The 13,520-nt window shown below is 54.1% G+C and carries 9 protein-coding genes; 2 read left to right on the forward strand and 7 right to left on the reverse strand.

Annotated features, from left to right (window positions below; translation table 11 throughout):
* Window positions 1–32: 32 nt before the first annotated feature.
* Entirely contained in the window at window positions 33–341 is a 309-nt protein-coding gene (locus tag QQL85_RS12010; RefSeq protein ID WP_284353531.1) for a winged helix-turn-helix domain-containing protein, read from the reverse strand.
* A 322-nt stretch (window positions 342–663) separates the two neighbouring features.
* The gene (locus tag QQL85_RS26645; RefSeq protein ID WP_349816521.1) at window positions 664–978 is read right to left on the reverse strand and encodes a LysR family transcriptional regulator; all 315 of its coding nucleotides are present in this window, start codon (window positions 976–978) and stop codon (window positions 664–666) included.
* 263 nt (window positions 979–1,241) lie between these two features.
* Between QQL85_RS26645 and QQL85_RS12015 the strand changes: the two genes are divergently transcribed.
* Window positions 1,242–2,345: an alkene reductase gene (locus QQL85_RS12015; protein ID WP_284353530.1), complete on the forward strand. Its 1,104-nt coding sequence runs from the start codon at window positions 1,242–1,244 to the stop codon at window positions 2,343–2,345.
* A 387-nt stretch (window positions 2,346–2,732) separates the two neighbouring features.
* Entirely contained in the window at window positions 2,733–5,135 is a 2,403-nt protein-coding gene (locus QQL85_RS12020) for a membrane-bound PQQ-dependent dehydrogenase, glucose/quinate/shikimate family (protein WP_284353529.1), read from the forward strand.
* 51 nt (window positions 5,136–5,186) lie between these two features.
* On the opposite strand, the gene QQL85_RS12025 is transcribed toward QQL85_RS12020, so the two are convergent.
* The 5 genes from QQL85_RS12025 to QQL85_RS12045 all read right to left on the reverse strand — a co-directional run bounded on the left by QQL85_RS12025 (window position 5,187) and on the right by QQL85_RS12045 (window position 13,478).
* Window positions 5,187–6,107, reverse strand: a complete 921-nt coding sequence (locus QQL85_RS12025; protein WP_284353528.1) for a LysR family transcriptional regulator — start codon at window positions 6,105–6,107, stop codon at window positions 5,187–5,189.
* Window positions 6,108–6,336: 229 nt separating this feature from the next.
* Window positions 6,337–7,509: an MFS transporter gene (locus tag QQL85_RS12030; protein ID WP_284353527.1), complete on the reverse strand. Its 1,173-nt coding sequence runs from the start codon at window positions 7,507–7,509 to the stop codon at window positions 6,337–6,339.
* A gap of 264 nt (window positions 7,510–7,773) precedes the next feature.
* A complete protein-coding gene (locus QQL85_RS12035; RefSeq protein WP_284353526.1) occupies window positions 7,774–9,198 on the reverse strand; it encodes an efflux transporter outer membrane subunit in 1,425 nt (474 codons plus the stop codon).
* A complete protein-coding gene (locus tag QQL85_RS12040) occupies window positions 9,188–12,340 on the reverse strand; it encodes an efflux RND transporter permease subunit (protein ID WP_284353891.1) in 3,153 nt (1,050 codons plus the stop codon). Before QQL85_RS12040 ends, QQL85_RS12035 begins: the two co-directional genes overlap by 11 nt.
* A gap of 10 nt (window positions 12,341–12,350) precedes the next feature.
* Window positions 12,351–13,478 carry an efflux RND transporter periplasmic adaptor subunit gene (locus QQL85_RS12045; protein WP_284353525.1) on the reverse strand — a complete coding sequence of 376 codons (1,128 nt, stop codon included), beginning with the start codon at window positions 13,476–13,478 and terminating at the stop codon, window positions 12,351–12,353.
* Between the last annotated feature and the right edge of the window lie 42 nt (window positions 13,479–13,520).

The raw sequence follows: 13,520 nt of genomic DNA on the forward strand, positions 1-13,520 counted from the left end.
ATGCACAAAGCCATGTGAGTACCTTAAATATCTCAATTATCTATTTCGCAAAGCCTCAAGCCTTTACCTCGATGCGTTTCAATTCGAGTAGATGAACCCAATGCTAGAAGCACTTTGCGCAAGTAATTTAGTTGCACTTCAATTCGCTTGGTTCCAGGATCAAACTGGAAACCCCAAACATTTTGAAAGATATTTTGTCGGCTGACTATGACGTCAGCATTACTCACCAGCAACATAAGTAGGCGAAAAGAAGTCCCCTTAACCACTACCCGATTGTCATTGCAGATGGCTTGGCGCTGATGGACATTCAGATTTAGGTCAGCGAAGGTAAGATCATTCATTATGGTAGGCCTGGATCTCATACCAATCCCCAGAGCACAGGGGAGAATTTGGCCTTTTCTCTGGATGCCCATCGAATCACGATCTCTACATCATGGTCACGTGTCAAAGGGCCCGAAGAAGCGGCCAAACTGAAGATACAGTGATCAGTCATGTGCAACCATTGAGAAAAATCGAAGAAACGATTCATTTTCTGCATCGCAGGCCTGTCTCCCACCCTCCTCATTCGACGGAGTTAATCTCTCTCCAGCCTGTACCTGTGCAGCGCCACTTCTGATTGTTTCCCATTAAGCTAGAGCCAGAAATTGCGTGACGACTCAGCACTCACGACTCTTGGAAAGTATTTGCAGCAAATTGGCTGAACACATCACCTAAGATACAGAGAGAGGGCTCTAAAATTATCGCTATTTTATGAGCGTGCGGTGTTGCGTGGAGTCTCTTGCCTCGTCGAAGAAAAAGATCGTCAGCAAAAAAAGCTCGCAAATCTCTTAATGTATTACTAATGGCGGGCTGTGAAACACCTAGCATTGCCGCAGCGGCGCTTGCACTCCTTGACCTGTAGACGGCAATGAAGACGACTAATTTATTTAGATCCAAGCGCCGCAATAGTTTCGGATCAAATGAATCAAGCCCAACCAAAAAAATCTCCTGTCGTTAATCTTTTAAAGCCGACATGCAAGGACTCAAATCGCTATCACGATATTTTGCGATGCTTCAGCCTCAAAGAATCCATGAAAAAACTAAACTGATATTTTTAGGCTACAGGCACTACCATCAGACGACAATTTTTTATTGTGGAATCAAATTCCATAATGCTTGGAATTCAAGGAGGGTTATCTGAAGTGGTAGCACGCGTATCTTTCTCTGATTAGCGCAACGGAGCGCATCATAGAGAGATCATCATGAGTTCACTTTTTTCGCCCTTTACCCTGTCAGGTCTTCCCTTGAAAAATCGCGTCGTGATGGCACCTATGACTCGCGCACGTGCAGAGTCAACGGTGCCAGATGAGCTGACCGTTCTGTACTACCAGCAACGTGCGGGAGCCGGGCTTATCATCACTGAAGGCGTGCCGGTTTCTTTGCAGGGGCGCGGCTACCTATTCAACCCCGGGCTTTACACTGAAGAGCAAGTCGAGGGCTGGAAAAAGGTTAACGACGCCGTTCACGCTGCTGGAGGAGCGATCTTTGCTCAGTTGTGGCATGTGGGACGGGTTTCTCACAAGACATTGCAACCAGGCGGCGAAGCGCCCGTATCCGCTAGCGCTAAGATAGCCGCTAACTCAAACACTTATGCTTATGATGAGAATCGTCAGCCTGGCCCAGTTCAAGCCAGCAAGCCACGGGCTCTATCAGTCCCAGAGATCGCAGATATCAAGGCTGACTTCGTCCGAGCTGCTGAACGAGCCATCCAAGCGGGCTTCGACGGTGTAGAAATCCATGGCGCAAATGGCTATCTCTTTGAGCAATTCATCAATCCTACCGTCAACGACCGCACAGACGAGTATGGAGGATCGATTGAGAATCGAATCAGGCTCCTTCTCGAGACGATCGATGCGGTCGCAGCGCAGATCGGCCGCGATAAGGTAGGCGTCCGTATCTCCCCATTTGGACGGCTGTTTGACATGGCGCCGTTCGTAGATGAAGCCGAAACATGGGTTGCGGTTGCAACGGAACTGCAGAAGCGGAACATTGCTTACGTGCATCTTAGCGACCAATTGACAATCGGCGCCGAGCGGATGCCAGAGGGATTCGCCGAGTCGTTCAGGGAGTCGTACCAGGGGACGCTCATAGCTGCCGGGGGCTTTGATCGTGTTTCCGCTGAAGCAGCGCTTGAAGCTGGGGCACTCGATCTGATCGCTTTCGGCCGCCCCTTCATTGCTAACCCTGACTTAGTCGAGAGGATGAAGAACGGATGGCCCATCGCGATGCCTGACCGCGAGACCTTCTACGGTAACAGCGGTGCAAAAGGCTATGTCGATTATCCCTTTTACGCCCCGGCACAGTGACGCTCTCCGGCTAGAAAATCCTCTCCACTGACGGCGCGGCTAGCCGGGTTGCTATAGGCCTGATCTGTCCCATTGGAGGGAGAAATAGGCTTAGCCATCCCGGCTGAGCCTCCAGCACAACCTGGTAAGACACTCCCTAAGCGCCGCCTATTCATGTCTGCGGCACAGCCCCCTTCCTCAAACCCTGGTCGACCAGAAGCCCCTCAGGCTCAACTCTTCTCTCTCTCCCTAGCTGCGCACTCACCAGCCAGGCTTACGGCTTTGCTAAAAGTGTATTTGTCAGTACACTTCTGCGCCGCGCGACTTTTTGCACCAATTCCAACAGCCGACTCCTCCGGCTAGACCCTGTCTGCACTGTGGAGGAGGCATACAAAAAAGGTACACCTGATGGATCAAAAGAATGCTTCTTGGCGAACCTGGCCGGCGATATTCGGCTGCTGCCTAACTATTTTCGCGATCGCCTTACTCGTGGGCGGATTCACCCTGGCGAGACTCGGCGGTTCCTGGTACTACCTTATCGCCGGCGTCGCTTGCCTTGCTGCTGGGGGCTGGTACATCAAAGGGAGTCGCAAAGGAATTTGGGCATATGCAGCCCTATTCGTAGGAACACTGCTCTGGGCATTCTGGGAGGTCGGGCTCCAGTTCTGGGCCCTAATCCCTCGTCTCTCCGGCGTGGTTGTTCTTGCTATCCCCGCTTTGCTTCTGGCTCCGCACATGAAGGGGGCAGCAACCTCTGCAAGACCCTGGCGACTGAGTGCAGCTCTGATTGCACTGGTAGTGGTTGTATCAGGGATTGGCATGTTCAGAGAGCATGGGGTCATCACTTCTCACGCCCCAAACGTACAAGCGAGCGCACCTGAAGATTCTCCAATTGGCGATTGGAATGGGTACGGTCGATCTCCTGCCGGCACCCGGTTTGTGCCTGCAGACCAGATCACCAAACGAAATGTCTCAGAGCTGAAAGTCGCGTGGACATTTCGCACTGGAGAATTGCCCGAGCTAGGCTCCGAGAATCAAAACACGCCGATCCAAGTGGGCGATACGATCTATGCCTGCACTCCGTTGAACCAAGTTATCGCGCTGAACGCTGATACCGGCGTAGAGCGTTGGAGGTTCGATCCAAAAGTCGTGCCTAACGGTAAGTGGCACCGCTGCCGCGGGGTCAGTTTTTACGACGAGTCGCCCCGAGCAAACCCGCTCTATCACGTCGTCACTGGCGATGGTGCTCAACCCGTCAATCAAACCTGCTCCAAACGAATTGTCACTAGCACGATCGATGCTCGGTTGATCGCCCTGGATGCGGCCACCGGCAAGCCTTGCGAAAACTTTGGTGAGCATGGCGTAGTCGACCTGAAAAGGGGCCTAGGCGAAATCAAGACCGCGTACTACGTACCAACTTCGGCTCCTACAATTGCTGGCGGCGTGATCATGGTTGGCGGATGGGTATTCGATAACCAGGAAGTAAGTGAGCCTTCAGGGGTGTTCCGAGCTTTTGATGCTAAAACTGGCAAAATTGCGTGGGCTTGGGATGTAGGTAACCCAAACCTTCAGACGCCTCCACCTGATGACCATGTCTACACCCGTGGCACACCGAACGTCTGGAGCACACCCGCTTTCGATGAAAAGCTCGGTTTGGTTTACCTGCCTACAGGCAATGCTACTCCAGATTACTATGGTGGAAAGCGACGGTCGTTTGACGAGGAGAACTCTTCCTCAGTCGTCGCGTTGGAGATCGCCACCGGCAAGGTTAAATGGCGATTCCAAACCGTTCACCACGATCTCTGGGACTACGACGTTCCTGCCCAGCCAGCACTGTACGATATCCCTAATGCTGACGGCACCAAGACACCTGCGCTGGTACAGATCACAAAGCGCGGGCAGATTTTCGTACTCGACCGACGCGACGGTACGCCGGTACACCGCGTAGTTGAAAAATCCGTCCCACAAGGCGCCGCACCAGGTGATTGGTTGTCACCGACTCAGCCTTACTCAGTCGAAATGCCTGTAATCGGTACCAAGCACCTGCAAGAGTCGGACATGTGGGGCGCAACGATGTTCGACCAACTGCTTTGCAGGATTGAGTTCAAATCATTGCGATACGAAGGGGAGTTCACCCCTCCTCGGCCAGACTCCTCTGCGCTGCAGTTCGCTGGTAACTACGGTGGCATGAACTGGGGAAGCGCTTCGATTAACGAGGATACCGGGACTTTGATCGTCAACGATATTCGCCTGCCCCTCGTGACAACGCTGGTCGCTCCTCGAGCATTGGGTGATTCCCAAGGCGGCACTGACGCACATGGTGGGAAAAACCTTTATGCACCTCAGTCAGGACTACCGTATGGCGTTGTGACAAGCCCATTTATGTCTCCGCTTGGTATTCCATGCATCGCCCCGCCGTTCGGTACCATTTCAGCGGTCGACATCAAGTCAGGAGAACTTCAGTGGCAACGCCCTGCTGGCTCTGTGAAGGAAACACGCCTGCTCGGTGTGCGAGTCGGTTTGCCGATTCCAATGGGAATGCCGACTTTGGGTGGGCCGTTCACTACCAGGTCTGGACTGGTCTTCTACTCGGGCACCCAGGATTATTATCTGCGCGCCTTCGATCAGAGTACCGGAGAGGAGCTCTGGAAATCGCCTCTGCCCGTGGGCTCTCAAGCGACACCGATGAGTTATGTATCGCCTGACACAGGTCGCCAATATGTTGTGGTGACTGCCGGAGGTGCACGACAGTCGCCGGATCGAGGTGACTACATCATTGCTTACGCATTGCCTGGCAAAGGCGACAAGTAGAGTGACGAGGCGACCCTGTTGGGTCGCCTTTTCGTATGACACCGCCGAACATCAGTCAGGTCGGAAAACCTTCGCGTCTCGCTGCGCCAATTCTAAGAGCGCATCGACAATCATCCTTACCTTTGGCTGAATGTAGCGAGTCCGCGGCCAGATCACATGAATAGGCATTTCCGCTCCCTCGTATTGCTGAAGGACAGGAATCAATAGGCCCTGCTCAACCTGATCTTGTACAAGCCAGGTCGGCAATTGAGCCAACCCGCCCCCTGCTAGGGTCATCTCCAACAGCATCTCGCCGTCGCCCATCTCATGCTTCACATACACTTCCTGCTCAATGACATGACCCTTCTCGTCCAGCAGCATCCAGGTTTTTCGAGTGCCGTTCCGCCATCCAACAATACAGTCGTGCGCCAGCAAGTCTTCTCGAAGCTGGGGGGTTCCCCGTCGCTCGAGATATTCCGGTGTAGCGCAGATCAGCAAACTTTGACTGCCAAGCTTCCTGGCTACGATTTCTCCGTCATCTTTGAGCGTTCCGATCCTCACCACCAGGTCGACTCCATCATTGATGATGTCTACGAGGCGCTCGCTAAAGCTCACAGATAGATCCAGCTTCTGGTACCGAACTGAGAGATCGATCAACGTAGGGAGGATGTGCCGGCGACCGAAGGCAGCCGGGAGGTCAACGCGAAGTCGACCGACAGGTTCCTGCTGTCCAGTGGTGAGGAAGCTTTCTGATTCTGTCAGCTCGTCAATCGCTCGAAGGCAGCTGGCCAGGAACGCCTCGCCCTCGCTAGTCAAAATTAAACGTCGGGTTGTGCGATGAAGTAGTTTGACACCTAGACGGGCCTCTAAACGGGTTACGCTCTTCCCCACCGCCGAGCTCGTCACCCCGAGCTCAAGCGCAGCTGCAGTAAAACTGAGGGTATGGGCCGAGGTGACAAACTCCCTGATCCCGTCAAAAGTATTTACCGACATTATGGAATCTCAAGATCAAATTCGAGGCGTTTCTACAACAAAGCAGTGGAATTATACACCAATAGCCTTCGGCCTTTGGGTTTTTATAGAATGACATGGCGGCAGGGACGAACTTTCCTCCATGAACAGAGCGCCCCCGGTTCATCAGCTGATGACAATGAAAAGAATGCTGGCATTGATTCGTAAAACACATCACCAGGCTGCACGAAGCAACGCTTGGTATCGTGGCCTACTCTGCAGACCGGCATGATTTAAGGTTCCCGGACAGAAGGTAAGCAAGCGATGACCCGACCACGACCAGCATCAAAGCGGAAGCGCTTACGAACCCGAATAGATCAACTGCGGCACCCATCGCGATGATTCCGATCGCGCTTCCCAGGTAACCGGCTAGGTAGAAAAGCGACCCGAGTGCCGCGCGATGCGCGCTCGGAGCTAGGGTAGTGAATACCCCCATAGCACCTACGAAAGTCGCGCCGTAGCCAATACCTGCGAGCATTGTAAAAAATACGAAGATCAAGGGTTGATGCAAGTAGAGAGCAGCAAGACAACCTAGCCAAGCTACACAGAGCAACGCACCGCCACTTCTCATCGCATACGAAGGACTGACGCGCCGGCAGACAAACTGGGTCATCCCAGCGGTCGCCTGAAAAGCGGTAACAAGCAGCCCAGCAGAGGCATGGCTTCCTAATGACGCACTGCTCATGGTGCTGATTATCATTGAAGGCCCGAGCGCAACAAAGACAGACCCCACTGACCAAGCAACCACTAGGACGAAGGAAATCCGGGTGAAGGCCGGCCAATTGCCCCGCATCTGCTCACTAAAGGCTGTCCTTGGCAAACCACTGTCAGCTGTCTTGCCCAATGGCTGAACGACTTTTTCGTTCCACTCCAGGCGGCATAAGCCGATTGCAGTCATAAGAGCCAAGCTAGCATTGAAAATGAAAGGGCTAAGCGTTGGGTAGAGCTCCAAACCCAAGGCGATCGAACTAAGCACAGGGCCAAGCGCTGCACCACAAGTGAATGAAACAGTCGCCAGTACCGCTGCATGGCGTTTGCGATCTTGGGCATCAAACCCTACAAGAGCAGCATTTGCACTGCCAGTGAGTGCTCCAGTCCCGACTCCAGCTAGAAATCGTCCCAGAAACAGCCCCGATAGCTGTTCTGAAAAGGCGAATACCAAAGAGCCTGCCGCCACGACGAGCAATGCCGGCACAATCACGAATCGTCGGTCATCCAATCGATCTGACAGCTTGCCTAGAATCCCCAGCGCAAGCAGTACGCCGATCGCATACACAGCAAAAAGCGAGGTCAACGTAGTCGATGAGAAATGAAGATTGGCCTGGTAAAGACCATACAGCGGAGACGGGGCGGTGCTTCCAACGAGGGCGCTGAGTATAGCCATGGAAACGAGCCACCGAGCCTTGGCTAGAGATTGATGCGCAGGCACGAGTAAACCAGTTTTCTACTGAGGGAAAGCCCACTATACCGATGCTTAGCCTGCTAAGCGTTGCCCTGAAGGTTAATTCTTCACTGGTGGTACGACTAGCTCCCTCACCACGCACAAAAAGACATTGGTGATGGCGGCCCCTGTCACAGAGTGACCGTAGGCAAAAAGAAGGCGCCAAATGGCGCCTTAAAATACTCCCACCAAAGGAGATCGGAGTTACTACTGCTGAGCTACGTCTCGGCTCGTTTGAGGTGTAGTCCACCCTCCCCCGAGCGCTTTGTAAAGCTGCACTTGAGACGTGAGTTGAGCGAGACGATCAGTCAACAATTGCTGTCGCGCGGACAGCAATTGACGCTGCGCATCCAGCAGGGCCAGGTAGCTATCTACACCTTCGTCATAGCGCTGCTGAGCCATCTGGTTATATTCCTCAGAGGTTCGTACCAGGTCTCGCTGGCTTGTTATCTGTTCATCCCAGGTACCCAGGGCAGCCAGGCCATCGGCTACTTCTCGGAACGCGGTTTGGATTACAGATTCATAGTGCGAAACCTCGATCTCTCTCTGAATTTTTGCGTAGTCCAGGCTCGCTTTGAGACGTCCGCCATTAAAGATGGGCAGATGGACTTGAGGCACGAAGCTCCAACTCTCGGAGCCAGAGTCAAACAAACCGCTCAATCGACTGCTGGCTGTCCCTACTCCTCCGGTCAGCGTAATACTCGGAAAAAAAGCAGCCCGAGCAGCGCCAATATTTGCATTGGCCGCAATCAGTTGATGTTCAGCAGCCCGGATGTCCGGACGCTGCTGCAAAAGCGCCGCGGGCAGCCCTGCGGGTATTTCCGAAAGCACGGCATCATCTAGATCCGAGGCTCTCAGGTTCGCAGGAATGTTCGTCCCGATTAAAAGCCTTAGCGCATTCTCATCCTGAGCAACCTGCCGGGTGAATGCATACACCTGCCCTCGCGCGCTATCGACAAGCGTTCTTGCTTGACGCACATCTAGGTCTGAAGCGGTACCTGCCTCGCTACCGGCTTGAACCAGCTCCAAATTGTGCCGGTAATTTTGGAGTGTCGATTGCGTAACCTCCAAAAGCTGCTGATCGGTACGCCACGTGAAATATGCAACAGCGACATTAGCGACCAATCCCAATTGCACGCTACGCTGAGTGTCCTCGCTTGCGAGGTACGTTTCTAGCGCGCTCCGATCCTGGCTTCGCACTCGTCCCCAAACATCCAGCTCGTAGCTAGTCAGCCCCACTTGAAGGCCGTTGTCCCCTGTTGTGGCCTTGTGTCCGCTGCTCGAAAGATCGCCCGGGGTTCGAGACCGTCCAGCCCTTCCGTCAATCCCGAATTCAGGTAGCAAGGCTGCACCCTGAATACGGTACTGAGCACGGTATGCATCCACGTTCAAAGCGGCTTTTCGCAAGTCACGGTTGTTGACGAGTGCCAGATCCACTACTTTGTGCACGGCAGGATCTTTGAAGAAACTCTTCCAATCGATCTGCGCAGTATCTCCCGAAGACCGGGCCGCATATGCAGCCCCCTCTGGAAAGGTGCTCGGTACAGGTGCTTCAGGGCGCTTGTATTCCGGTATGAGGCTGCATCCACCTAGCGTCATGGCCAGGAGCAACAGGAGAGGCTTATGCGTCATGATGGGCTCCCACGTGGATAGCCACACTTACAGCCCCACGTCGCTTAGATTTGAACAGATTTGTGATGGCGACGTAGAACAACGGCACGAAGAAAATAGCCAAGAAGGTTGCTGCGAGGGTGCCTCCGACAACCGCTGTGCCGATCGAGTGCTGACTCCCACTGCCAGGCCCGAAAGCTCGAGCCAAGGGAAGCGTCCCCATCACAAATGCGATGGAGGTCATGACGATCGGACGCAGGCGCAAACGTGCGGCCTCGGTCGCCGCCTCCACTAGAGTTCGGCCTTGGTTTTCGTAGAGGTCTTTGGCGAATTCGACGATCAGAATTGCGTTCTTCGCCGCCAGTCCCATCGTGGTCAACATCCCAACCTGGAAGAAGACGTCGTTGGACAGCCCTCGCCCAAGGGTTGCAGCTACTGCCCCCAGGATACCCAGCGGTACAACAAGCATGATCGAAACAGGTACTGACCAACTCTCGTAAAGCGCTGCAAGACAGAGGAATACCATCATCAGCGAGAGCACGTAGAGCATGGTTGCTTGAGAGCCTGCTGCACGCTCCTCGTACGAGAGGCCAGTCCAGGCCACTCCAAATCCATTAGGTAGGTGAGCGGAAATGCGCTCGATAGCTGCCATGGCATCACCAGTGCTATAACCTGGAGCGGGCTGCCCCAGAAGCTCAACAGACGGAATGCCACCGTAACGCTCAAGCTTCGGAGATCCGTAAACCCACTGACCGGTAGCGAATGCTGAGAACGGAACCATTTGCCCAGCGGCATTGCGTACGTACCACTTGTCAAAGTCTTCCGGGGAGATACGCGAATCCATTTCCCCCTGCACGTATACCTTCTTCACACGGCCCTTATCGATAAAGTCGTTGACGTAGGTAGAACCCCAGGCCACCGACATGGTGTCGTCGATCGATTCAATCGTTACCTGCAGCGCACGTGCTTTTTCGTCATCGATCGTGACCTGGTACTGGGCCTCGTCATCGAGGCCGTTGGGCCTCACGATGGCTAACGCGGGTTCCTTTTCCACCAATTTCATCAGCTGGTCGCGAGCAGCCATCAACGCAGCATGTCCGTGGGCACCATTGTCCTGCAGGAACAGATCGAAACCTGTTGCGTTACCCATTTCCATGATGGCCGGAGGCACGATCGAAATAACATTGGCATCGCGAATGGTGCTGGCGAAACGGGTTATACGCTGAGCAATCGCAAACGCTGAGTTTTCACTGGATTTGCGCTCCTCGAAAGGCTTGAGTCGAACCCAGATCACCGCTGAGTTCTGTCCGCGGCCAGCGAAGTTATAGCCACTGATGTTGAATGCCGAGACCACCCCTTCCTTCTCATCCTCCAACAAATACTGTCGAACCTTGTTAAGGACAGCCTCAGTGCGCTCAGCACTGCTGTTTGCGGGCGTCTGGATCTGCACCACCAGCAGTCCCTGGTCTTCATCAGGCAGGAAAGCCGATGGCAGATTGCGGAACATCAGGGCAACACCGAGCAGCAGCAAGCCATAGATCACAAAGGTTCGCTTAGGGTTACGCAAGATCGTGGAGACCGCCGACTCGTAGCGATCAGTGTTTCGCTCGAAAACACGGTTGAACCAAGCGAAGAAGCCCCTCGGCTTTTTCACTCCACCCACATGTGCTTTGAGCATGGACGCGCAAAGCGCCGGCGTGAAGATCAGTGCTACCAGCACAGATAGCCCCATAGCAGTGATGATCGTGACGGAGAATTGCCGGTAAATGATCCCCGCAGATCCTCCGAAGAACGCCATCGGCATGAACACGGCACTGATAACCAGGCCGATACCCACCAATGCGCCAGAGATCTGCTGCATCGATTTGTAGGTAGCTTCACGTGGATTGAGGTGCTCCTCCTCCATCAGGCGCTCAACGTTTTCTACGACCACGATGGCGTCATCGACAAGCAGACCAATCGCGAGAACCATGGCGAACATCGTCATCACGTTGATGGTGAATCCGCAGGCATAAAGCACACCGAACGTACCCAGCAATACAACCGGTACAGCCAGAGTAGGTATGAGAGTCGCACGGATGTTCTGCAGGAACAGGAGCATCACCAGGAACACCAAGACAATGGCTTCGAACAGCGTATGCACCACCGAATCGATTGAGGCTTTCACTGACGGGCTGGTGTCGTACGGGTAAACCACCTCCACGTTGGGAGGAAGGTTAGCTTTGAGCTGGTCGACATTGTGTTTAACGCGCTCTACCGTTTCCAGCATGTTTGCACCAGTTGCCAAGCGCAAAGCGATACCTGCTGCAGGTTTGCCGTTGTAGTTGACGTCGTAGGAGTAGGTCTCATTGCCAAGCACCACCTCGCCCAGATCCTTCAGGCGAATCTGTGAGCCGTCCGGCTGAACCTTGACCAAGATTTCCTTGAATTCGTCAGCTGTTTTTAAACGAGTCTTGCCAATTACCGTAGCGCTTAATTCAACCCCTTTTCGAGTTGGTAGCCCGCCTATGGAGCCTGAAGAGACCTGTACGTTTTGAGCAGAGATCGCAGCGGTGACGTCACTAGGCATCAGCTGATAACTGTTGAGCTTGGCCGGGTCGAGCCATATTCGCATCGCGTTCTGGAAGCCGAATACGAAAAAGTCTCCTACGCCCTGGGTGCGGGATAGCGGATCTTGGAAGCTCGATACGATGATATTTCCGAGGTCGCCGTAGCTTAGCTTCCCATCCTTCGAGTAGATGCTCACCAGTAGCATGAAGTTAGCCTGGTATTTAACTACTCGAATACCCTGCCGCTGCACCTCGGCAGGCAGATTAGGAGTTGCAAGCTGAAGCTTGTTTTGAACCTGTACCTGAGCGATGTCAGGGTTTACGCCTTGGTCGAATGTAACGGTGATCTCAACACTGCCATCGCTGTTAGCGGCAGAGCTGATGTAACGGAGACCGTCCAGGCCGTTCAACTGCTGCTCAATGACCTGTACCACCGTGTCCTGCACCGTCTGAGCAGAAGCGCCGGGATACGTTACGGTGATTTGAACAGCTGGCGCTGCGATATTTGGGTACTGGTTGACCGGAAGGCCGTGAATAGCCAAGGCCCCACCTAGCATGATCGCGAGTGCGATCACCCAGGCGAAGATCGGGCGGTCAATGAAAAAACGAGACATCATCAACCTCTCAGTTTGCAGTCAAAGCAGTGTTGAGTTGCACGTTCGATGCTGGTTCTGCCTCAACCACAGAATCCGGTTGGACGAACTGAAGTCCCTCGGTAATCACTCGCTCGCCCGGTTGTACCCCACTGTCGACCAGCCACGCGTTCCCAACGGTACGAACTGTTTCAAGGTCTCGCTGCTCAACATGATTATCTGAAGTGATCACCCAGGCGGTTGCCACTCCTCTGCTATCTCGGACGACTGCCTGTTGAGGAACGAGCAGTGCTTTGTCACGCACGCCTTCCTTGACCTGCGCATGCACAAACATCCCCGGTAGCAGTGCACGCTCTGGGTTGGGGAAGACTGCGCGCAAAGTCACAGAGCCAGTCCCTTGATCAACACTGACCTCAGAGAACTTCAAGCTGCCGGTTAGTGGGTAGGCGCTGCCATCGTCCAGCGTAAGGGACACCTCCGCCTGGTCAGTACCGGAGTTTTTCAGGTCGCCCGCTTTGAGTGCTCGCTTGAGAGCAAGAATGCGTGTGATTGGTTGAGTCACGTCCACATATATGGGGTCAAGCTGATTGACTGTGGCCAGCGCGCTGGTTTGGCCCTCAGTCACTAGCGCACCTTCAGTAACAGCGGAGCGTCCGATTCGGCCTGTTACTGGAGACAGCACTTTTGTGTACTGCACGTTGATGTCCGCTACACGCTTATCAGCTTCTGCCTGGCGCCATCCTGCCACGGCATCATCATACTGTTGCTGACTGACCGCCCTGGCTTTGAGTAGGCGCTCGTATCGATCTGCAAGGTTGCGCGCACTGTGCAGATTGGCCTCTGCTCGAGCCTGTTGTGCCAGGTAAGTCCGCGGGTCAATTTGATAGAGCTGCTGACCCTTTTTGACTTCGGAGCCCTCTACAAAGAAGCGTTGCTGAAGGATGCCGTCGACCTGTGGACGCACCTCTGCTACACGGAAAGCGGACGTCCTGCCAGGGAGGTCGGTGCTCAGCGTCAACGACGCTTCCTCGATCTCGTAGTAGCCAACCTTAAGGGCCGCTGGCCGTGGGCGTTGCTCCTCTGATGGACTGCAAGCTGCCAGCAATAAAGCCGACATTGGCAATACCGCCAGGGTGGCCCATGAAAACGATCTGTTCATAAACTCTCCGCTACATGTGTGCTGACACACACGTGCTCGCGC

It is taken from the genome of Pseudomonas putida, from assembly GCF_030159595.1.
GTDB lineage: Bacteria > Pseudomonadota > Gammaproteobacteria > Pseudomonadales > Pseudomonadaceae > Aquipseudomonas > Aquipseudomonas putida_AC.